The 20,046-nt window shown below is 67.5% G+C and carries 16 protein-coding genes and 1 tRNA gene; 2 read left to right on the top strand and 15 right to left on the bottom strand.

What is annotated here, in order from left to right; translation table 11 throughout:
* The 4 genes from BJEO58_RS00265 to BJEO58_RS00280 all read right to left on the bottom strand — a co-directional run bounded on the left by BJEO58_RS00265 (window position 1) and on the right by BJEO58_RS00280 (window position 10,438).
* Entirely contained in the window at window positions 1–1,425 is a 1,425-nt protein-coding gene (locus BJEO58_RS00265) for a CoA transferase (RefSeq protein ID WP_101586713.1), read from the bottom strand.
* A 202-nt stretch (window positions 1,426–1,627) separates the two neighbouring features.
* Window positions 1,628–5,500 carry a DNA-directed RNA polymerase subunit beta' gene (locus BJEO58_RS00270; protein ID WP_101586716.1) on the bottom strand — a complete coding sequence of 1,291 codons (3,873 nt, stop codon included), beginning with the start codon at window positions 5,498–5,500 and terminating at the stop codon, window positions 1,628–1,630.
* A 60-nt stretch (window positions 5,501–5,560) separates the two neighbouring features.
* Window positions 5,561–9,040 (bottom strand): DNA-directed RNA polymerase subunit beta, encoded by a 3,480-nt coding sequence (gene rpoB, locus BJEO58_RS00275; RefSeq protein WP_101586718.1) that lies wholly within the window; start codon window positions 9,038–9,040, stop codon window positions 5,561–5,563.
* A gap of 240 nt (window positions 9,041–9,280) precedes the next feature.
* Entirely contained in the window at window positions 9,281–10,438 is a 1,158-nt protein-coding gene (locus BJEO58_RS00280) for a hypothetical protein (protein ID WP_144573803.1), read from the bottom strand.
* 89 nt (window positions 10,439–10,527) lie between these two features.
* Here BJEO58_RS00280 and BJEO58_RS00285 point away from each other — a divergent pair, with 89 nt between their 5' ends.
* A complete protein-coding gene (locus BJEO58_RS00285; RefSeq protein WP_180951771.1) occupies window positions 10,528–11,355 on the top strand; it encodes an MBL fold metallo-hydrolase in 828 nt (275 codons plus the stop codon).
* A gap of 111 nt (window positions 11,356–11,466) precedes the next feature.
* Here the strand turns inward: BJEO58_RS00285 and rplL are convergent, their stop codons facing one another.
* Entirely contained in the window at window positions 11,467–11,853 is a 387-nt protein-coding gene (rplL, locus tag BJEO58_RS00290; protein ID WP_101586725.1) for a 50S ribosomal protein L7/L12, read from the bottom strand.
* A gap of 69 nt (window positions 11,854–11,922) precedes the next feature.
* Entirely contained in the window at window positions 11,923–12,465 is a 543-nt protein-coding gene (gene rplJ / locus BJEO58_RS00295; RefSeq protein ID WP_101586726.1) for a 50S ribosomal protein L10, read from the bottom strand.
* 355 nt (window positions 12,466–12,820) lie between these two features.
* On the opposite strand from rplJ, the gene BJEO58_RS00300 reads away from it, so the two are divergent.
* Window positions 12,821–13,423 carry a DedA family protein gene (locus tag BJEO58_RS00300; protein ID WP_101586728.1) on the top strand — a complete coding sequence of 201 codons (603 nt, stop codon included), beginning with the start codon at window positions 12,821–12,823 and terminating at the stop codon, window positions 13,421–13,423.
* A 78-nt stretch (window positions 13,424–13,501) separates the two neighbouring features.
* On the opposite strand, the gene rplA is transcribed toward BJEO58_RS00300, so the two are convergent.
* From rplA to BJEO58_RS00345, 9 genes are all read right to left on the bottom strand, one after another.
* Window positions 13,502–14,197 carry a 50S ribosomal protein L1 gene (gene rplA / locus BJEO58_RS00305; RefSeq protein WP_101586730.1) on the bottom strand — a complete coding sequence of 232 codons (696 nt, stop codon included), beginning with the start codon at window positions 14,195–14,197 and terminating at the stop codon, window positions 13,502–13,504.
* A 77-nt stretch (window positions 14,198–14,274) separates the two neighbouring features.
* Window positions 14,275–14,706, bottom strand: a complete 432-nt coding sequence (rplK, locus tag BJEO58_RS00310) for a 50S ribosomal protein L11 (protein ID WP_101586732.1) — start codon at window positions 14,704–14,706, stop codon at window positions 14,275–14,277.
* A gap of 248 nt (window positions 14,707–14,954) precedes the next feature.
* Complete coding sequence (gene nusG, locus BJEO58_RS00315; RefSeq protein ID WP_101586733.1) at window positions 14,955–15,824, bottom strand: transcription termination/antitermination protein NusG; 870 nt, start codon at window positions 15,822–15,824, stop codon at window positions 14,955–14,957.
* 75 nt (window positions 15,825–15,899) lie between these two features.
* Window positions 15,900–16,142, bottom strand: coding sequence for a preprotein translocase subunit SecE (gene secE / locus BJEO58_RS00320; protein ID WP_101586734.1), 243 nt, complete (start codon window positions 16,140–16,142; stop codon window positions 15,900–15,902).
* A gap of 59 nt (window positions 16,143–16,201) precedes the next feature.
* Window positions 16,202–16,274: transfer RNA gene (locus tag BJEO58_RS00325), tRNA-Trp, on the bottom strand.
* A 73-nt stretch (window positions 16,275–16,347) separates the two neighbouring features.
* Complete coding sequence (locus BJEO58_RS00330; RefSeq protein WP_144573802.1) at window positions 16,348–17,976, bottom strand: metallophosphoesterase family protein; 1,629 nt, start codon at window positions 17,974–17,976, stop codon at window positions 16,348–16,350.
* Window positions 17,973–19,091 carry a UDP-N-acetylmuramate dehydrogenase gene (locus tag BJEO58_RS00335; protein ID WP_101586736.1) on the bottom strand — a complete coding sequence of 373 codons (1,119 nt, stop codon included), beginning with the start codon at window positions 19,089–19,091 and terminating at the stop codon, window positions 17,973–17,975. The genes BJEO58_RS00330 and BJEO58_RS00335 overlap by 4 nt, the downstream gene beginning before the upstream one ends.
* Window positions 19,088–19,543 (bottom strand): MaoC/PaaZ C-terminal domain-containing protein, encoded by a 456-nt coding sequence (locus tag BJEO58_RS00340; RefSeq protein WP_101586737.1) that lies wholly within the window; start codon window positions 19,541–19,543, stop codon window positions 19,088–19,090. The genes BJEO58_RS00335 and BJEO58_RS00340 overlap by 4 nt, the downstream gene beginning before the upstream one ends.
* A gap of 11 nt (window positions 19,544–19,554) precedes the next feature.
* Window positions 19,555–20,004 carry an FAS1-like dehydratase domain-containing protein gene (locus BJEO58_RS00345; RefSeq protein ID WP_101586739.1) on the bottom strand — a complete coding sequence of 150 codons (450 nt, stop codon included), beginning with the start codon at window positions 20,002–20,004 and terminating at the stop codon, window positions 19,555–19,557.
* Between the last annotated feature and the right edge of the window lie 42 nt (window positions 20,005–20,046).

Below are 20,046 nucleotides of genomic sequence, written 5' to 3' on the forward strand. Positions count from 1 at the left end.
TCATCGCCTCAGAGCGCGCCGACTGTCCGGCGGGGAGGGGCAGCGGAGTCGCGTGCCGTCCACCGCGACCGGCGGTGGAACGCGCCGCAGCACGCCGTGGGCGCTCTGCACCTCCTCGGTGTGCGGCTCCCGCGCCGCCCCGTCTGAGCCGCCTTCGCGACTGTCCGACGTCGATACAGTGTCCCCCGTGACAAGCGACGGGCCTGTGAACGGGTGTGTCCGTGCGTCCGCTGCGACCAGCCGGCCCCCCGCCGTCATGGCTGGGATCCCCAGCAGCTCGGCGCCCACGTCGGAGAGCGCGAACTCCCGCACGCCTGCCTCGCCATGCGCCCACATGTGCAGGAGGGCCGCCGCCGCACGGTACCCGGTCGTGTGGTCCAGCACCTGCGCGGGCAGCGTCCCCGGACGCCCGTCGGCCCCGCACTCCCACGCGACGCCGGAGGCGGCCTGCACGATGCTGTCGAACCCCCGACGGCGGCCCCACTCTCCCAGGGGATCCCACGCTCGGATCATCACCGCCGCGAGGTGGGGATGGCTTGCGCGGATCGCGTCGAGTCCGAGGCCGTGCCGATCCATGCTGTCGGGGCGGTAGCCGACGAGGAGCCCGTCCGCGTCGGCGAGCAGCCGGTGCACCGCGGTACGGTCCGCGGACCGGCGCATGTCCGCGGTGCGCACATGCACGCCGCCGTCCGTGTCGAGGTGCTGCGACTCCAGTTCCGGCATGTGCGGCGGGTCGATCCGGATGACCTTCGCACCCAAGGCTGCAAGCAGCCGCGCCGCGACGGGGCCGGCGATGACGCGGGTGAACGACACCACGCGGAGTCCTGCGAGAGGCAGGGACGACCCCGCCTCCCCCGGCGCTTCATCGCGCCAGGGATCGTCGCTCGTCCGTTCGTCGCGTCCGCGTGAGCGGGCGACCGCGACTGCGCCCCGTTCGCGAGTCCGCACTCGTGCACCGCGACGCGGTACTCCGATCCCGGGGTGGCCCAGCCATTCATCCACGGTGAGTACGCGGGTCGCAATCCCTCCGGAGTACGTGATCTTCTCCGACAGGTCCGTCGCCGATCCCCTCCGCAGAACGGCTCGGAGGTCGACCGCGTCCGCTTCGGCGCTGAGCCCGCATGCCATCAGGAGGGCGTCCCTGTGGTGCGGGTAGTTCCCGTGTGTGCGGATCCAGCCGTCCCCCGTCTCGAAGAATCCGGAGTACGCCGAGAACGACACGGGGGCCCTCCCGTCGACCCTCAGGTGCCGGAGGGAGTCGAACGAATCTTCGATCCATGCGGTATCCGAACCCAAGCGGTGCGACCTCCCCCGGGCTGCTCCGACGGCCTCTGCGGCGATCAGCGCAGAGCGCACTGCATCGATCGCGACCCTCCCCGCCGGCAACGGCGAGGGGAGGATCCTGTGATCCCCTGTGATCTCCATGCCGAGACCCTATTCCGTACACGCTGCTCGACCGAACGTGCCCGTCGAGCAGGCGACCTCGCAGTGAAGGCTTCCTGAACGACCATCCAGTTCTTCTTCACACGCAGGTGTGCGGCATACCGACGAGCAGCGCGTGCTGAAAGGCGGAAGGCCCGCACGTGCGTTCGCACGTGCGGGCCTTCTCCGTCACCGGAGGGACGACTCAGGCGAAGGAGCCGAAGTCGTAGTCCTCGAGCGGGATCGCTGCACCGGAGTCGGCGCCGAGCGGCGGGTAGAAGTCGCTGTAGGAGTTGGTGAACAGCTCCTGCTTCGCCTCTTCCGTCGGCTCGACGATCATGTCGCGGTACTTGTGCATGCCCGTACCGGCCGGGATGAGCTTACCGAGGATGACGTTCTCCTTGAGACCCAGCAGCGGATCGGAGCGACCTTCCAGCGCGGCCTCTGTCAGGACGCGGGTCGTCTCCTGGAAGGAGGCTGCGGACAGCCACGATTCGGTCGCGAGCGACGCCTTCGTGATGCCCATCAGCTCGTCACGCGCAGAAGCCGGCTGTCCGCCCTCTGCCACGACGGCCTTGTTCGCCTCCTGGTAGCGACCGCGGTCCACCAGCTCGCCGGGCAGCAGCCTGGTGTCACCGGACTCAATGACCGTCACGCGACGGAGCATCTGCCGAACGATGACCTCGATGTGCTTGTCGTGGATGCCCACGCCCTGGGAGCGGTAGACCTTCTGCACTTCGTCGACGAGGAACCTCTCGGCCTCGCGACGACCGCGGATCCGCAGGACCTGCTTGGGATCGATCGCACCCTCGACGAGCTGTGAGCCCGCGTCGACACGCTGACCGTCCTCCACCAGCAGGCGGCTGCGGCGTCCGACTGCGTGCTCGATCTCCTCGCCTCCGTCATCCGGGGTGACGACGACGAAGCGCGTCTTGCGGGAATCGTCGACCTTCACACGGCCGGCGGCCTCCGCGATCGGAGCGAAGCCCTTGGGCGTCCGTGCTTCGAAGAGCTCGGTCACACGGGGCAGACCCTGCGTGATGTCACCGCCGCCGGCGGCGACGCCACCGGTGTGGAACGTACGCATCGTCAGCTGCGTGCCGGGCTCACCGATCGACTGCGCCGCAACGGTGCCGATCGCCTCACCGATGTCCACGAGCTGACCGGTCGCCATGGAGCGGCCGTAGTGCATCGCGGAGATCTGGACGTCGGAATCCGCTGTGAGGACGGAGTGGACCTTGAGGACCTCCACACCGTTCGCCACGAGCAGATCGACGACGTCCCCGTTCACGTCGGTCTTCGCCGGAACGATCACCTCGCCGTCGGAGTTCTTCACGTCGGAGACCGTGAGACGGCCGTAGACGCTCGTCTCCGCGTACTCGTGCGGTTCCAGCGACCCGTCGAGGCCGCGCTGGGCGATGGGCAGTGTGATGCCCTTCCCCGAATCCGTGTCCGCGGCCCGGACGATGACGTCCTGGGACACGTCGACGAGTCGACGTGTCAGGTAACCCGAATCAGCGGTCCTCAGAGCCGTGTCCGCCAGTCCCTTGCGTGCACCGTGCGATGCGATGAAGTACTCGAGGACGGACAGTCCCTCGCGGTAGTTCGACTTGATGGGGCGCGGGATGATCTCACCCTTGGGGTTCGTCACCAGTCCACGCATGCCCGCCAGCTGACGGACCTGCATCCAGTTGCCCGACGCTCCGGAGTTCACGAGCCGCAGCACGGAGTTCTCCTCGGGGAAGTTCTGCTCCATCGACCCGGACACCTTGTCCGTAGCCTCCGTCCAGATCTTCACGAGCTCTCCACGGCGCTCCTCGTAGGTGAGCGCACCGATGCCGTACTGCTCCTCGACACGATCGACGAGCTCCTCAGCAGCGTCCAGCAGCTCCTTCTTGGCCTCCGGCGCGACGACGTCGGACATCGCCACGGTGATTCCGGAACGGGTGGCCCAGTAGAAGCCGTCCGCCTTGAAGTTGTCGAGCGTCTGAGCGACCTCCACCTTCGGGTACTCGTCGGCCAGGCGGTTGACGATCGCCGACAGCAGCTTCTTGTCCACTGTGCGGTTCACGTACTCGTAGGACTCGGGCAGCACGTCGTTGAACAGCGCGCGGCCCAGCGTCGTCGAGAGGACGACCGGCTGACCCGGTTCCCACCCCTCTGGTGCGGGGATGTCCTTGCCGGGCACCAGGGTGTCGACCCGGACCCGGATCGGAGCGCCCAGATCGAGCTCACCCAGGTCGAAGGCCATGATCGCCTCGGCGATGTCCTTGAACTCACGGCCTTCGCCCACGGCGCCGGAGCGCTCGCTGGTGAGGTGGTAGATGCCGATGATCATGTCCTGTGAGGGCATGGTCACGGGCTTGCCGTCGGACGGCTTCAGGATGTTGTTCGCGGACAGCATGAGAACGCGAGCCTCTGCCTGGGCCTCGGTGGACAGCGGCAGGTGCACAGCCATCTGGTCACCGTCGAAGTCCGCGTTGAACGCGGAGCAGACGAGCGGGTGGATCTGGATGGCCTTGCCCTCGACCAGCTGCGGTTCGAATGCCTGGATGCCCAGACGGTGCAGCGTGGGTGCACGGTTGAGCAGCACCGGGTGCTCCGTGATGACCTCTTCCAGCACGTCCCACACCTGGGCGTGCTGACGCTCGACCATCCGCTTGGCGGACTTGATGTTCTGAGCGTGGTTGAGATCGACGAGACGCTTCATGACGAACGGCTTGAACAGTTCGAGCGCCATGGTCTTCGGCAGACCGCACTGGTGCAGCTGCAGAGTCGGGCCCACGACGATGACCGAACGACCGGAGTAGTCGACGCGCTTGCCCAGCAGGTTCTGGCGGAAGCGCCCCTGCTTGCCCTTGAGCATGTCCGACAGCGACTTCAGCGGACGGTTGCCCGGACCCGTGACCGGACGACCACGGCGGCCGTTGTCGAACAGGGAGTCGACGGACTCCTGCAGCATCCGCTTCTCGTTGTTCACGATGATCTCGGGTGCACCCAGGTCGAGCAGACGCTTGAGCCGGTTGTTGCGGTTGATGACGCGGCGGTACAGGTCATTGAGGTCGGAGGTCGCGAAGCGGCCGCCGTCCAGCTGCACCATCGGACGCAGATCCGGCGGGATGACCGGGACGGCGTCCAGCACCATGCCGGCGGGCGAGTTGTCCGTCGTGAGGAACGCGTTGACCACCTTGAGGCGCTTGAGCGCGCGGGTCTTCCGCTGACCCTTGCCGGTCTTGATCAGTTCGCGGAGCATGTCCGCTTCGGCTTCGAGATCGAAGTCCTTGAGCCGCTGCTGGATGGCATCGGCGCCCATGGAACCCGAGAAGTACAGGCCGAACCGTGCGACCATGTCGCGGTACAGCGACTCGTCGCCTTCGAGATCGGAGACCTTGAGGCCCTTGAACCGATCCCAGACCTTCTCGATCCGGTCGAGCTCACGGTCGGAGGACTTCCGGAGATTGGACATCTCCTTCTCCGCCTGAGTCTCGATCTTCCGCTTCGCCGCGGCCGTCGCCCCATCGGCCTCGAGGGCCTTCAGGTCCTCTTCGAGCTTCTTGGCACGGCGGTCGATATCGGAATCGCGGCGGTTCTCGACGCGCTTCTTCTCGATATCGATCTGGTTCTGCAGCGTCGGCAGATCGCGGTGGCGCGATTCCTCGTCCACGGACGTGATCATGTAGGCCGCGAAGTAGATGATCTTCTCGAGATCCTTCGGAGCCAGGTCGAGGAGGTAGCCCAGGCGCGACGGGACGCCCTTGAAGTACCAGATGTGGGTGACCGGCGCGGCGAGCTCGATGTGGCCCATCCGCTCACGGCGGACCTTCGCGCGCGTCACCTCGACGCCGCAGCGCTCGCAGATGATGCCCTTGAAGCGGACGCGCTTGTACTTTCCGCAGGCACACTCCCAGTCCCGGGTGGGACCGAAGATCCGCTCGCAGAAGAGTCCGTCCTTCTCAGGCTTCAGGGTGCGGTAGTTGATGGTCTCCGGCTTCTTGACCTCACCGTGCGACCATCGGCGGATGTCGTCGGCCGTGGCGAGGCCGATGCGCAGTTCATCAAAGAAATTGACGTCAGGCACGTGAATCCTTCTCTGTTGACGGGACGACCGATCGGGCCGTCCCCAGTTCGTTCGGTGGGGTCAGACTTCTTCGACGGTGTTCGCCTCGTGGCGAGACAGGTTGATGCCGAGCTCCTCCGCAGCGCGGAAGACCTCCTCATCGGAGTCGCGCATCTCGACCTCCATGCCGTCGGACGAGAGCACCTCGATGTCCAGGCAGAGTGACTGCATCTCCTTGATGAGGACCTTGAAGGATTCCGGGATCCCCGGGTCCGGCAGGTTCTCGCCCTTGACGATCGCCTCGTACACCTTGACGCGACCGGGGATGTCATCCGACTTGATCGTGAGGAGCTCCTGGAGCGTGTAGGCCGCGCCGTATGCTTCGAGCGCCCACACCTCCATCTCACCGAAGCGCTGACCGCCGAACTGCGCCTTGCCGCCCAGCGGCTGCTGGGTGATCATCGAGTACGGGCCGGTCGACCGTGCGTGGATCTTGTCGTCCACCAGGTGGTGCAGCTTGAGCATGTACATGTAGCCCACGGACACGGGGTACGGGAAGGGCTCGCCGGAGCGGCCGTCGAAGAGGCGCGCCTTGCCGGATGCGTCGACGAGTCGCTCGCCGTCCTGGTTGGGCTTCGTGGACTCGAGCAGTCCGCGCAGCTCCTCCCAGTGGGCCCCGTCGAACACGGGAGTCGCGACATTCGTGCCCGGCTCCGCGTCGTCCAGGAAGCCATGCATCCTCTCTGCCCACTCCGGGGTGCCTTCGAGCTTCCAGCCCTGCCTGGAGATCCACCCCATGTGGATCTCCATGACCTGACCGATGTTCATGCGGCGCGGCACGCCGTGCGGGTTGAGGATGATGTCCACGGGGGTGCCATCCTCCAGGAACGGCATGTCCTCGACGGGCAGGATCCGGGAGATGACGCCCTTGTTGCCGTGGCGGCCGGCCATCTTGTCGCCGATCGTGATCTTGCGGCGCATGGCCACGTAGACGCGCACCAGCTGGTTGACGCCCGGAGCCAGCTCGTCGTCCTCGTCGCGGTCGAAGACCTTGACTGCGATGACGGTGCCGGACTCGCCGTGCGGGACCTTGAGCGAGGTATCGCGGACTTCGCGCGACTTCTCACCGAAGATCGCACGGAGGAGGCGCTCCTCCGGGGTCAGTTCGGTTTCGCCCTTGGGGGTCACCTTGCCGACGAGGATGTCGCCGTCGGAGACTTCGGCGCCGATGCGGATGATCCCGCGCTCGTCCAGGTCCGCGAGTGCGTCCGGGGCGATGTTCGGGATGTCGCGGGTGATCTCCTCAGCGCCCAGCTTGGTGTCGCGGGCGTCGACCTCGTGCTCCTCGATGTGGATCGAGGAGAGGACGTCGTCCTGCACCATGCGCTGCGACAGGATGATCGCGTCCTCGAAGTTGTAGCCCTCCCAGGACATGAAGGCGACGAGCAGGTTCTTGCCCAGCGCCATCTCGCCGTTCTCCGTCGACGGGCCGTCTCCCAGCACGCTGCCGACCTCGACGCGGTCGCCCTCGTCGACCAGGATGCGCTGGTTGTAGGACGTGCCGTGGTTCGACCGACGGAACTTCTCCGCCCTGTAGACCTGCTGCGTGCCGTCATCGTTCATGACGGTGACGTACTCGGCCGACACCTCGGTGACCACACCGGGGCTGTCAGCGGTGATGACGTCACCGGCGTCGACAGCCGCGCGGTACTCCATGCCCGTGCCCACGTAGGGGGCTTCGGAGCGGACCAGCGGAACGGCCTGGCGCTGCATGTTCGCACCCATGAGTGCGCGGTTCGCGTCGTCGTGCTCGAGGAACGGGATCAGCGCGGTCGCGACGGACACCATCTGGCGCGCGGACACGTCCATGAAGTCGATCTCAACGACCGGGATGAGCTCGGCCTCACCGGAGCCGCCCTTCGGACGGGCGAGGACGAGGTCCTCGACGAACTTCGACGAGTCATCGAGCGGAGCGTTGGCCTGCGCGATCGTGTACTCGAGCTCATCATCGGCCGTGAGGTACACGGTCTCGTCGGAGACGTTCCCGTCGACGACCTTGCGGTACGGCGTCTCGATGAAGCCGAACGGGTTGATCCGCGCATACGAGGCGAGCGAACCGATGAGGCCGATGTTCGGGCCTTCCGGAGTCTCGATCGGACACATGCGGCCGTAGTGCGAGGGGTGGACGTCGCGGACGTCCATGCCGGCGCGGTCACGCGACAGCCCGCCGGGTCCCAGCGCGGACAGGCGACGCTTGTGCGTGAGGCCCGCGAGAGGGTTGTTCTGGTCCATGAACTGCGAGAGCTGGCTGGTGCCGAAGAACTCCTTGATCGCAGCGACGACCGGGCGGATGTTGATGAGCGACTGCGGAGTGATCGCTTCGACGTCCTGAGTGGTCATGCGCTCACGGACGACCCGCTCCATCCGCGAAAGGCCCGTGCGGACCTGGTTCTCGATGAGCTCGCCCACCGCACGGATGCGGCGGTTGCCGAAGTGGTCGATGTCGTCGTCCGCGACGCGGAGCTCTACCGGCTCCCCGTCGCGCAGGCCCGACATGTGCTCGTCGCCGGCGTGGAGCGCGACGATGTAGCGGATCGTCGCGACGACGTCGTCGGTGCTGAGCACGGAGCCGGACAGCGGTGCATCGGTCCCGAGCTTGCGGTTGATCTTGTAGCGACCGACCTTGTCGAGGTTGTACCGCTTGGGATTGAAGTAGAGGTTGTTGAGCAGCGTGCGCGCCGCTTCGGTCGTCGCGGGCTCTGCGGGGCGGAGCTTGCGGTAGATGTCGAGCAGCGCTTCATCCTGTGTCTGGACGGTGTCCTTCGCCAGGGTCTCGCGCATCGACTCGTACTGGCCGAACTCCTCGAGGATCTTCGACTCGCTCCAGCCCAGTGCCTTGAGGAGCACCGTGACGGACTGCTTGCGCTTGCGGTCGAGGCGGACGCCCACCTGGTCGCGCTTGTCCACCTCGAACTCGAGCCACGCACCGCGCGACGGGATGATCTTGGCGGTGAAGATGTCCTTGTCGGACGTGCGGTCGGGCGCCGTCTCGAAGTACACGCCGGGCGAACGGACCAGCTGGGAGACGACGACGCGCTCCGTGCCGTTGATCACGAACGTGCCCTGCGGCGTCATGAGGGGGAAATCGCCCATGAACACCGTCTGCGACTTGATCTCGCCGGTGTTGTTGTTCATGAACTCCGAGGTGACGAACAGAGGAGCGGAGTACGTCATGTCCCGCTCCTTGCACTCGTCGACGGAGTACTTGGACGGTTCGAAGCGGTGCTCCCGGAACGAGAGCGACATCGCGCCCGCGAAGTCCTCGATCGGGGAGATCTCTTCGAAGATGTCCTCGAGGCCCGAAGTGGTGGCGACGGAGTCGTCACCGATCTCCGTCGCCTCGATGACGCGGTCCTGCCAGCGCTCGTTGCCGATCAGCCAGTCGAAGCTGTCGGTCTGGAGACTGAGGAGGTCCGGGACTTCGAGTGGTTCGCGAATCTTCGCGAAGGAGATGCGCTGCGGGTGGGTAGCGGTCCTGGTGTGTTCGTCGGCAGCAGCCAATGGGATCCTTCCGGGTGAAAACCTGATGTCTCCGGCTAGGCCTGCCCGCTCGCGTTCGGCGTCGACACGCACCCGGAGGGATGCAGGGAGACGCAGATACGAGCTCATTCGGGCCCACCGCTATATGAAGGCACCTCGAAGGCAGAGCAATGCAAAGAACCAGTCTAGACGCGTGTCGCACCGTATGCAAACGCCCTGTGGTAGGCTCACTGATTTCCCCGATTCGCGGGGCCTCTCCCGTCACCTGTCGAGCCGCAGCTCCCACAAGACGGTGAAGGCCCACGGCCGGAAGCCCGCCGCCGTGTTCACCGCGATCATCGCGGGATTCTCCACGGCGTTCCACGTGCACACGGTCACGGCATCCGGCGAGACCGCTCGCAGATGCGCGGCGTTGGCCCTCTTCACGGCGGCCGCGAGCCCCAGGCCCCTGACCTCCGGTCGCACCACCGTGTGCTCCTGGAAGACGAGGGGACTGCCGGGGGTCTGTTCGAACACAGTGAAGGCGAGGAGCCGGGGTCCCTCTGCGACCGCGCTGACGACCCGCACGACGCCGGCGGCACGGGCGGTCGCCTCGACGGCCCGCAGCCTGGCGACGTCCCACACCTCCGGGTCGAAGGACGCGCCTCCCGTGGGAACCGTCGCCTCGAAGACGGAATAGAGGTCCGCAAGCTGTGCGGCCCACTCAACCGGAGCATCGTCCACCCAGCTGACGCTTCGGAGGCTCGGGTGCGGGTCGCCGGTGCCGCCGGAGTCGATGAGGTCGAGGACGGAGAACCTCTCGAGCTGAACGGGGACGAAGCCCGCAGCGGTCATCCGTCGCACACTCCGGTCCGACCGCGACACCGCTCCGCTGCCGGAGCGCGCGGGGATCGCGGACCCGGCAGGCAGGTCCCACACCACGGCGAAGCGCAGATCGGCGTCGGCCGGTCCGCCGGCGACCGGCTCCAGCACGTGGGGCGGGAGGGACTCGCCCACGACCTCCTTCAGCACCTCATGCGTGAACACCACGTGCCGTCCGTGCCGTCGCACCGTCGCGAGCGCGTCTGCGAGCAGCGCCGCGTGGAGGTCATCCGCCTCGGAGTCGGTGACTGCCGAAAGCGGCGGATCGAGTACCTGCACGTCTGCTGTGTCCAGGTTGTCCCGCACCGGCACGTCGACGACCCACGCGCCCACATCACGGCCGGTCGCGTCCACGGCGACCGCCGCCTCGCGGACATGGGTCGCGTCGTGCTCCCATTCACTGCGACGGCGCTCTGCTGTCGTCGCCAGTTCGGGGATGCCCAGGCGATCGCTCACTACGGCCAGCTCCAGGGCGGCGAGCCGCTCATGGAAGTCCACGTCCGCGTCCTCGTCATCCGGCAGGTCGCGGGAACGACGCATGGAGACGGTGTCGATCACGGTTCCAGTGTACGAGGGGCTCGGCCACCGGCGCATCACCCGGCGACCTCCACCGGTCGACGCCGCCCGGATCTGTGAGAATGGCGGGCATGTCCGCCACTGTGCACGTCCTCGTCACCGATCCCGTCCGACTCAACTCCGTGCTGATCACGGGCGCAGACCGCGCACTGCTGATCGACACCGGAGCCGGTCCTGAGCAGGCCACGCGGATCCTCGCGGCCGTCCGCGGCCTGACCGACCTGCCACTCACCGTCGCGAACACCCACGATCACTGGGACCACTTCTTCGGCAACCCGACGTTCGCCGAGGCCGGAGTCACAGAGTTCCTCGGGTCCCCTGCGTTCGTCCGCGACTCCCCCGGTTCGGCCTGGCTGCAGCACGCGGAGGCGAGCGAGCACGTGCTCGAGCTTCCTGCCCCCGATGCGCTCCTCGTGACGACCCGCGCCGTCGCCGACGGCGAGATCCTGGATCTGGGTGCGCTCCGCCCGGACGGAGCGCACGGAGGGGAGTCCTCGCCCCGGGGAAGCGCCCCCCACCGCGTCGAGCTCCTGTCGCTGTCCGGACACACGGACACGGATCTCGCAGTCCGGGTGGGACCGATCGTCGTCTGCGGCGACCTCGTCGAGGAGGGTGCTCCGCCGCAGGTGGGCCTCGATGCGACCCCACTGGCGTGGGTCCGCTCGCTCGACGCGCTCCTCGCACTGCGCGATGTCGAACGATTCGTGCCCGGCCACGGCAGCCCGGTCACCCGAGCCTTCGTCGAGACTCAGCGCGACGACCTGCTGCGCGCAGCGGAGGCGGACGATGCCTCTGGGCTTCCCGCCCGCCGCAGCGGACGTCACGTCGGCATGAACGACTCTGCACCGTCCACCCGCATCGACCCGCCATCCGGTGTCCACATCACACGGCTTCTCTGACGCGTCGCGCGTCTGAATGCAGGACGACCCCCGTCCCACACAGTGGGTCGGGGGTCGTCGTGTGCGGCGAACCGTGTGGACTGCCGCGGACGGCAGCTCACACGGTCGGCATCACTTGAGGGTGACGGTCGCGCCTGCGCCCTCGAGCGTCTCCTTGGCCTTCTCGGCAACGTCCTTGTCGACGCCTTCGATGACAGCCTTCGGAGCGGAGTCGACGAGGTCCTTGGCTTCCTTCAGTCCGAGCGACGTGAGTCCACGGACCTCCTTGATGACCGGGACCTTCTTGTCGCCGGCCGACTCGAGGATGACGTCGAACTCGGTCTGCTCTTCGGCCTCTTCGACACCGGCACCGCCGGCGGCGGGGGCTGCAACGGCTGCGACCGGAGCCGCTGCCTCGACCTCGAAGGTCTCCTCGAACTTCTTCACGAAGTCCGAGAGCTCGATGAGGGAGAGCTCCTTGAAAGCTTCGATGAGCTCTTCGGGTGTGAGCTTAGCCATGGTGGCTGTTCCTTCCGTTCGCGACCGGGACGGGTGCTCCGGCCGATGGGGGTGTTCGGGGCGTCTGGCTCAGGCGTCGTCGGCGGGCGCCTCTTCGGCACCGCCGTTCTTCTCGCGCAGAGCGTCGACTGTTCGCACGGTCTTGACCAGCGGGGCGGTGAACAGGTAAGCGGCCTGGTACAGACCGGCCTTCATGGCACCAGCTGCCTTCGCAAGCAGCACCTCGCGGGATTCCAGATCGGCGAGCGTGGTGATGTCCTCAGCAGTCAGTGCGGAGCCCTCGAGGACTCCCGACTTGATGACGAGCTGGGGATTCGCCTTGGCGAAGTCACGCAGCGCCTTCGCGGCCTCAGAGGGCTCGCCCTTGACGAACGCGATTGCCGTGGGTCCGGCAAGGTGTCCGTCGAAGGCGTCGATCCCTGCTTCTTTGGCAGCGATGGCGGTGAGAGTGTTCTTCACCACGGCGTAGGTGGCGTGCTCACCAAGAGACCTGCGCAGATCCTTCATCTGCGCAACGGTGAGCCCGCGGTACTCGGTCAGCAATGCGGCGTTCGAGGACTCAAGCTCCTGCTTGATCTCCTTGACCGCGGCTGCCTTGTCGGGCCTCGCCATGGCATTCCTTTCGTAAATGTCGGTGCATCCCGACTCATAGAAAAAGCGTCCCATGCGCAGGCATGAGACGCTCGGGCTCCGGTCCGCACGAGTGCGTGCCGGAGAGGTTCTCACCTGCGCGGGTCACTCTCTGACGAGTCTTCGTCTGCAGTCGCACTCCTCGTCACGAGGCGAACCACCGCAGAGACCAACGGTCTTGGGCAATCCACAACATTACAGACACCCGGCCCTCTCGTCAAAACGCCGTCGGTCACCGTGCCGTGACCGTCCTGCACCATCCGCCCGCGGCGGGCTTCTCCCCCGCACGGCCCACGAGCGCACGCCGATTCCGGCACGCGGCGTCTAGGCTGGTGCGGTGCAGGAATCCCAGGAATTCGTCATCGGCCTGGTCGGCTCCCCGTGGCTGTACCCGGTCTTCGGGTTCTTCATCGCGGTGTCCGCCGCAGTGCCGCCCATCCCCTCGAGCGCTCTCATCGTGGCACTGGGCGCGGTGAACTCCCAGTCCGGGGCGCCCGACCTCGCACTGGCGCTCCTCGCCGGGGCACTGGGGTCCGTCGCCGGTGACCACGTCATGTACCTGCTGGGGATGCGCAGCGGATTCACCCAATGGCCCCTGCTCCGCTCACCCGCGAATCAGATACGCATCGACCGCCTGACCTCCAGGCTCGCAGAGCAGGGTCTCCTGTTCGCAGTGATCGCTCGGTTCATTCCGCTGGGCCGCACTCTCATCGCCCTCATATCCGGTGGGCAGCGAGTCGACGTCCGCCAGTGGCTGGGGCTCACGACCGCGGCAGGAGCCATCTGGACGGCCTACTCACTGGCCTTCGGCTGGCTGACGGCCCGCTGGATCCCCCTGCCGATGTGGGCGTCGGTCGCGATCGCAGTCGGAGGCTCCCTCGTCCTCGGTGCCGTCGTCTCGCGCATCGCCGACAGGTTCGCCCTCGGCAGGGCGAGCTGACACGACGAAGGGCGGGGCCCCCGTCGGGGAGCCTCCGCCCTTCCTCAGATCCGGCATCGCACCGGATCAGTGGTCACCTCAGGCGCGCAGCGTGCCGGAGTCCATGGGGACCCCGGGGCCGTTCGTCGTCGACACGGTCGCCTTCGAGATGTAGCGACCCTTCGAGGACGAGGGCTTGATGCGGTTGACCTCATCGACTGCAGCCTTGAAGTTCTCTTCGAGCTGCTCCTGCGAGAACGATGCCTTGCCGATGATGAAATGCAGGTTCGAGTGCTTGTCCACGCGGAACTCGATCTTGCCGCCCTTGATGTCCGCGACGGCCTTCGCGACATCCATCGTCACGGTTCCCGTCTTCGGGTTCGGCATGAGGCCGCGGGGACCCAGGACCTTGCCCAGACGCCCGACCTTGCCCATCATGTCCGGTGTGGCGACCGCCGCGTCGAAGTCGGTGAAGCCGTCGGCCACCTTCTCCAGCAGGTCATCGGAACCGACGAAGTCGGCACCTGCCGCGCGGGCTGCCTCTGCACGGTCACCCGCGGCGAAGACGAGGACCTTGGCCGTCTTGCCGGTGCCGTGGGGCAGGTTCACGGTGCCGCGCACCATCTGGTCGGCCTTGCGGGGATCGACGCTCAGGCGCAGGGCGACCTCGACGGTGCTGTCGAACGTCGACACCGAGGTCTCCTTGGCCAGGGCGATCGCCTGTGCCGGTTCGTACTGTGTATCCGCAGCGATCTTCTCTGCGGCGGCCCTGTAGGCCTTTGAGCGCTTTGCCATCTGCTCTTCTTCTCCTAGCAGTCGTGGTGCGGACCGCGCGGGCCCTTCCACTGGGGTGGGGGTGAGATCCGGGGACCTCAGGCGTCGGTGGTGATGCCCATCGACCGTGCCGTGCCGGCGACGATCTTCGCCGCGGCCTCAGCGTCATTCGCGTTGAGGTCCGTCATCTTGAGCTCAGCGATCTCTCGCACCTGGTCGGCGGAGATGTGCCCCACCTTGTCCGTGTGCGGCGTCGCGGAGCCGGACTTCACGCCTGCGGCCTTCTTGATGAGCTCTGCAGCCGGCGGCGTCTTCGTGATGAACGTGAACGAACGGTCCTCGTAGACAGTGATCTCCACGGGGATGACGTTGCCACGCTGGGATTCCGTCGCAGCGTTGTACGCCTTGCAGAACTCCATGATGTTGACGCCGTGCTGACCAAGCGCGGGGCCGATCGGGGGTGCCGGGTTCGCGGCGCCCGCCTGAATCTGCAGCTTGATCAGACCGGCGACCTTCTTCTTGGGAGGCATGTTCGGTCCTTACTCTTCTCTTCCGTCACCCGCGCGACGCTCGCGCGGGTCGGGTTTCGACGCGCCCCTCCGATGTGGGGGCGGCCAAACTCCACTAGTATTCCACGACTGAACGCCCGGACGCGAATCCTTGTGGGGAATCGCGTACCGGACGTCGTGTCATGGCCTGTGTGCGGCACTTCGCCGCGGTTCTCGCGGCGCTCGCCGCGAAGCTTCGCATCCCGAGGGGTGAATTCCGTGCGGGATCCTCAGATCTTCGAGACCTGGTCGAAGCCCAGCTCCACCGGGACGTCGCGCTCGAAGATCGACAGGAGGACGGTGAGCTTCTGGTTCTCCGGACGAATCTCCTGGATCGTCGCGGGGTGGCCCTCGAAGGACCCCTCCTTGACCAGCACGGACTCTCCGACCTCGAACTCGACGACGTACTCGGAGTCGTCGCCGCGGTTGCCCGCAGGTGCCCTGCCGGTCTCCGCGGCGTCCTTCGCCTGCTGCTCGTCGAAGATGGGACGCAGCATCTCGAAGACTTCGTCCACCGTGAGCGGGACCGGGTCGTAGGCGTTGCCGACGAAGCCGGTGACTCCGGGAGTGTGGCGCACCGCGCCCCAGCTCTCGTCGGTGAGCTCCATGCGGACCAGCACGTATCCGGGCACGCGCACGCGGCGGACCTGCTTGCGCTGGCCGTTCTTGATCTCGACCACGTCCTCCATCGGGACCTGGACCTCGAAGATGAACTCCTCCATGTTGAGGCTCACCGTGCGCGACTCGATGTTCACCTTCACACGGTTCTCGTAGCCCGCGTAGGAGTGGATCACGTACCAGTCGCCGTCCTGCATGCGCAGGTCCGACTTGAAGCTCTCGACCGCGTCGTCCTCGGTGAGATCCGCGGATGCCTCCGCGGCCTCGCCGTCGGAGGACTCCGCGGACTCCTCCTGGACGGGCCCCTCATCCGTCGGCTCGGCATCTGCCGACTCGACGTCAGGCGCACCGGACTCGGTCTCCTGCACGTCTGCCTGGATCGCTTCGACCTCACCGGCGGCTGCGGCGTCTGCCGCGGGCTCGGCGGCGGCTGGCGCCCCATCGAGCTCGGGGTTCAGCTCTTCCGGTGTTGTCTCCGACACGTGGTGTCTCCTCATTCGATGCGTAGTGAGAGTTCAGGGTGGATCAGTGGGGCGCAGGGCCCTCGATCAACCGGATCAGATGGGCGTCGTACCGGCGAAGACCCAGCCGGCGAGCTGCCCGAAGAGGAAGTCGAGACCCGTGACGAGCAGCATCATGATCGCGACGAACGCGAGCACGACCAGCGTGTAGTTGATGAGCTCTTTGCGGGTCGGGGTGACGACCTTCTTCAACTCCGCGATGATCTCGCGGATGAAACGAAGGATCCGCCCGAAGAGTCCGGGCCTCTTCCCCTCTACGGCTGTGGGAGTCTCAGCCACGCGACCTCACTCATTCCTCGGCTTCCGTCACCGACCCCGTCGGGGTCGGCCTGACTGAGCAGGGGTGACAGGACTCGAACCTGCAACCTACGGTTTTGGAGACCGTTGCGCTACCGATTGCGCCACACCCCTTCAGCGATGAGTGACTCACCGCCGAGGATCGAGCATACATGGTCCCGAGTACCCGCGTCGAACCACGCGGAGATCACTGATCATCGCCTGCGTCGCCCTGCGGATCCGACTCGTCCCCGTCCGTCGATTCGACGACGATCGCCGGCGCGGGTTCGGGGAAGGACACCCACTCGGAGAACTCGACGCTCGCGTCCATGCCGATGCTCATGTACTGCACGTCGACGGGCCGGCCGGTCGTGCGGTCGATGCGCATGATGCTCATCTCCGCACCCATCTTGAGCGGGCCGGGCGTCAGCGCCTCCGCCAGGGCACCACCGGTCGTCGAGCCCACGGTGCGCACGCCCTGTCCGTACCGCTCCGGCTCCACCCGGCGGTGCCAGTGTCCGTGGAGTCCGTAGTCGGCGCAGCCGGAGGCGAGTGCGGGCTCCGCGTGACGGGGGTCGTGGACGAGGAGCAGTCCTGCGTCCGCACGGCAGGAATCGGCGGCGAGGCGCGCCGTGAACTCCTCCGTGGTCTCTCCGGTCTCCATGACGTCCCCAGAGGGGAAGACGGTCCGTCGAGGGTCCCCGGCGCCGAACACGGTGAGTCCCGCGACCTCCACGGGTTCGCCCTCCACGACGGTCCACCCCAGTTCGCGAGCGCGGCGCACGGTGTCGAGGGAGTCGTGGTTGCCCTTGACGAACACACTGGGCACGTCGGACGGCAGCGCGTGGTCGACGGAGTCGACGCAGACGTTCTCCGCGTCCGTCCCCGTCATCGTGATGTCTCCGCCGTCCATGTGGAGATCCGCATCCGACCAGCGCACGACATCGCCGATGACCGGTGACATGCCGGTCTGACAGTGGATGTCGCTCGTCCAGACGACCGTCGCGAGATCCGGGGGCGCCGCCGCCCCCAGTCCGCCCAGGGGCCCGGGGCCCACGCGCATGCTGGCCGGGCGCAGCGGCCAGGCCCGGGCCAGATCCGTGCGGACGGCCGAATAGAACTCGTCGTTCTCGCGCAGCATGTCCGTTGCCGCCTTCGCCGCTTCGTCGACGACGCCGGACAGCCGCCCCGTCACCTCTGCTCCCGCCAGGGGCGTGCCGATGAAGACGGGGTCGGATTCGATGGCCCGCGGCGGTTCGACGGGCACCGCGAGAGCACCGGCGAGGACTGCGATGCACGTCGTGGCGGCTCCCGCCTGCAGACTCTGGCGGTGGCCCCGCACCCGGAGGCTCCTGCGGGGGGCGCCCAGCAGTGCGCGGACGCCGACGATCAGGGCGAACAGTGCGAGGGTTCCGACCGCTGCTCGGACGGCGATGCTCTGCCCGATCGCGACGACCACGGTCCGTGCGTGGGCCGAGGGGTCGGAGAAGAGGGCCGCATAGGCGGCGACGTCTCCGCCGAGCGCGTCGATGGTGGAACCGCCCACGCCCGATTCGACCGGGATCTCCCCCACCGCGATGTGGACGCCCAGCCCGAAGGGGATGAGGCCGTCCGCGGGGACGACGACGCTTCCCAGGGGCCCCAGATCTGCGTCGATCGCCGAGTCCGCGGTGACCGAGTACACCGCGTCATGCGGACCGAAGGTCGATTCGGCCTGCGCTCCGAGCACCGCCCAGGGTGCGACGATCACGAGGCAGCACACGAGCACGATCGCCCCGCGCAGCGCCCCCACCCAGCGAGGACGCCGCGTGAGGATTCCACGCAGCCGTCGGCTCACAGGATGACGCCGACGAGATTCGGTTCGGGGACCAGCGTGATGCCGAACTGCTCCGCCACTCCTGCGCGGATGTGACGGGCGAGCGCTGCCACGTCCTCAGCAGTGGCCTCACCGCGATTCGTGAGGGCCAGGGTGTGCTTCGTCGACAGGGCTGCGCGCCCCTCCCCCACCGTGAAGCCACGGCCGAACCCGGCGTGTTCGATGAGCCACGCGGCGGACGTCTTCACGACGTCCGGGTCCGCCTGGCCGGTGTCGGGGTCGGTCACGGGGTAGGCGGGGGCGCCCGCGGGGAGGACGTCCCTCGCCTCCACACGTCCGGCGGGGCCGTCGACCAGCGACAGGATGGGGTTCGTGAAGAAGCTGCCCGCCGACCAGGTGTCGTGATCGGAGGCGTCCAGCACCATGCCCTTGGACGCGCGGAGATCGAGCACGGCGGTCCGCACCTCGTCGACGGGGACGCGGTCGCCGAGGTCCACGTCGAGTGCGCGGGCGAGCTGTGTGTAGCGCACGGGTGCGGTGGGGACCGCGGCATCGTCCGCAGCGACGAGTGCGAACGTCACCGCCAGGACGACGTAGCGCACTGCGCCCAGCTCACCCGCACTCCGCTTCAGCAGGGACGTCCGGTAGCCGAACCCCATGTCCTCGGGCCCCAGGACCGTCTCCTCACCGGTGACCCGGTCGATCACGTGGACCTCGACGAGGCAGTCAGCGACGTCCGCGCCGTATGCTCCGACGTTCTGGACGGGGGTGGCGCCCACTGACCCGGGGATCCCGGACAGCGCTTCGAGGCCCGACAGGCCCCGGGCCACGGTCGCTGCGACGAAGGCGTCCCAGTCCTCCCCCGCCTCAGCGGTCACACGGATGCGCCCGTCGGCATCGGGTCCGCCCCAGCCGATCCCCCGCGTGCGGATCAGGCACACCGGCCCGGCGAACCCCTCGTCAGCGCTCAGCAGGTTCGACCCGCCCGCGACGAACAGGACGTCCGGCGAGTCCGCCGCGCCGGCCGTGAGCGGATGTGCGCGGACGAAGTCCGCGAGGTCCGCACGGGAGCGGACCTCGCGGAGGTCCGTGACCGGTCCGCCCACGCGGAGGGTCGTGAGGTCGGAGAGCCTCACGCCAGGCGGACCTTCACCTGGGTCCGGCCCAGGACGGCCTCGTCCGCGGCGTGCACAGTGAGGTCGAGGCGGACGACGCCCGTCTCCGCATCGATCGCGCCGACGGTCGCGGTGAGGGCCAGTTCCGCAGTGGGCGTGCTGGGCACACCGGAGTCCGCGTCGGGCACGACGACCATCGAGGTGAAGCGCGTGCGGGCGTCGACGACCGCACCGGGGTCCCCCGCCCAGTCCGTGATCCGTGCGATGACGGAGCCCATGGTGAGCATGCCGTGCGCGATGACGTTCGGCAGCCCCACCTCCCGGGCGTACCGCTCGTTCCAGTGGATGTGGTTGTGGTCGCCGGACGCCGCCGCGTAGGCGATGAGGTCCGCGCGGGACACGGGGATCATCGTGTCGATGACGGTCTGCCCGGCCTCGAGCGAGGCGAGGGCGGGTCTGGTCGTGTTCGTCATGTCGGGACTCCTCACTTCTCGCCGCGGACGACGATGGTCGACGTGACGGTGACGACTGCGTCCCCGGTGTCCGCGTCCGTGAGCTCTGTGCGGGTGGTGATCATCGCATTGCCGCCGGCTTCGCGCAGACCGTCGACGTGCGTCGTCGCGGCGAGGCGGTCACCTGCGACGATCGGACGGGTGTAGGTGAACTGCTCCTGGCCGTGGACCACCCGGGAGTAGTCGATGCCCGCACCGGGGCTCGAGATGTACAGGGCCTCGCACCGCTGCGAGGGGATCACTGCGAACGTGGTGGGAGCGATGACATCCGCGTATCCCAGCTGCTTCGCCGCGGTCGCGTCGAAGTGCGCGGGGTGCTCTGCGCCCACGGAGCGGGCGAATTCCGCGATCGCCTCGCGCCCCACGTCGAAGGGTGCTTCGAGGGAGTACTGGGCTCCCTGCAGGTCTGTGTTGACTGACACGTATGCCTCCTCGCTTCCGGCGCTGCGGCCTGGATCGCCGCG

The sequence above is a fragment of the Brevibacterium jeotgali genome, from assembly GCF_900169175.1.
Taxonomy (GTDB): domain Bacteria; phylum Actinomycetota; class Actinomycetes; order Actinomycetales; family Brevibacteriaceae; genus Brevibacterium; species Brevibacterium jeotgali.